Below are 1,317 nucleotides of genomic sequence, written 5' to 3'. Positions count from 1 at the left end.
GCAGCCTGAGCCCCGAATACGTCATCTCCACCTTGGGTCGTCTCGCCGGGCCCGACGCGATCTACGTCGCCGGGGTGGGCCAGCACCAGATGTGGGCGGCGCAGTTCATCCGCTACGAGAAACCGCGCACCTGGCTGAACTCCGGCGGTCTGGGCACCATGGGGTTCGCCATCCCGGCCGCGTTGGGTGCCAAGATAGCCCTGCCGGACGCCGAAGTGTGGGCGGTCGACGGCGACGGCTGCTTCCAGATGACCAACCAGGAGTTGGCCACCTGCGCGATCGAGGGCGCCCCGATCAAGGTCGCGTTGATCAACAACGGCAATCTGGGCATGGTGCGCCAATGGCAGACCCTGTTCTACGGCCAGCGCTACTCGCAGACCGATCTGGCCACCCACTCGCACCGCATCCCGGACTTCGTCAAGCTGGCCGAGGCCCTCGGTTGCGTCGGATTGCGGTGCGAGCGTGAAGAAGACGTCGTCGAGGTGATCAACGCCGCACGAGCGATCAACGACCGGCCGGTGGTGATCGACTTCGTCGTCGGCGCCGACGCGCAGGTCTGGCCGATGGTGGCCGCCGGAACCAGCAACGACGAGATCCAGGCCGCCCGCGGCATCCGTCCGCTCTTCGACGACGACGAGACCGAAGGGCCCGCTTGATGTCCGGTTCGACGACACACACATTGTCGGTGCTGGTCGAAGACAAGCCCGGGGTGCTAGCCAGGGTGGCGGCGCTGTTCTCGCGGCGCGGTTTCAACATCGAGTCGCTGGCCGTCGGCGGCACCGAACAGAAGAACATGTCCCGGATGACGATCGTCGTTTCGGTGGAGGACGTTCCGTTGGAGCAGATGACCAAGCAGCTCAACAAGCTGGTCAACGTCATCAAGATCGTCGAGCAGGACGAGAGCAACTCGGTGGCAAGGGAATTGACGCTGATCAAGGTGCGAGCCGACGCCGGCACCCGTGGCCAGGTGATCGAGGCCGTGAACCTGTTTCGCGCCAAGGTGATTGACGTATCTCCGGAATCGTTGACTGTCGAGGCCACCGGAACGCCGGGCAAGGTGGACGCGCTACTGCGAGTCCTGGAGCCCTACGGTATCCGCGAGATCGTCCAGTCCGGGATGGTGGCGCTGTCCCGCGGCCCGCGCAGTATCGGCACCGCCAAGTAACCAGCAAGGAGAATCTACGTGGCAGTCCAGATGTTCTACGACGACGACGCCGACTTGTCGATCATCGCCGGCCGCAAAGTCGGGGTGATCGGATACGGCAGCCAAGGGCATGCGCACTCGCTGAGCCTGCGCGACTCCGGCGTGCGGGTGCG

2 protein-coding genes and 1 pseudogene are annotated in these 1,317 nt (G+C 65.0%); all 3 read left to right on the top strand.

Features of this window, described 5'->3' with window-relative positions:
* Positions 1 to 656, top strand: a 656-nt coding sequence (locus AC2VOP_RS18135; protein WP_486962252.1) for a thiamine pyrophosphate-dependent enzyme, incomplete at its 5' end; no start/stop codon positions are given.
* The gene (gene ilvN, locus AC2VOP_RS18130; RefSeq protein ID WP_486962251.1) at positions 656 to 1,165 is read left to right on the top strand and encodes an acetolactate synthase small subunit; all 510 of its coding nucleotides are present in this window, start codon (positions 656 to 658) and stop codon (positions 1,163 to 1,165) included. The genes AC2VOP_RS18135 and ilvN, both read left to right, overlap by 1 nt.
* A gap of 30 nt (positions 1,166 to 1,195) precedes the next feature.
* A pseudogene (locus AC2VOP_RS18125) lies at positions 1,196 to 1,317 on the top strand (ketol-acid reductoisomerase); the annotation flags it as partial.

Source organism: Mycobacterium sp. TH-M106 (genome assembly GCF_057473765.1).
The sequence above is the reverse complement of the archived record's forward strand: the minus strand, read 5'-3'. Positions and strand labels throughout refer to the sequence as shown.

Coding starts and splice junctions, on each gene's coding strand:
- ilvN (WP_486962251.1), top strand. CDS start 656: ATGTCCGGTTCGACGACACACACATTGTCGGTGCTGGTCGAAGACAAG.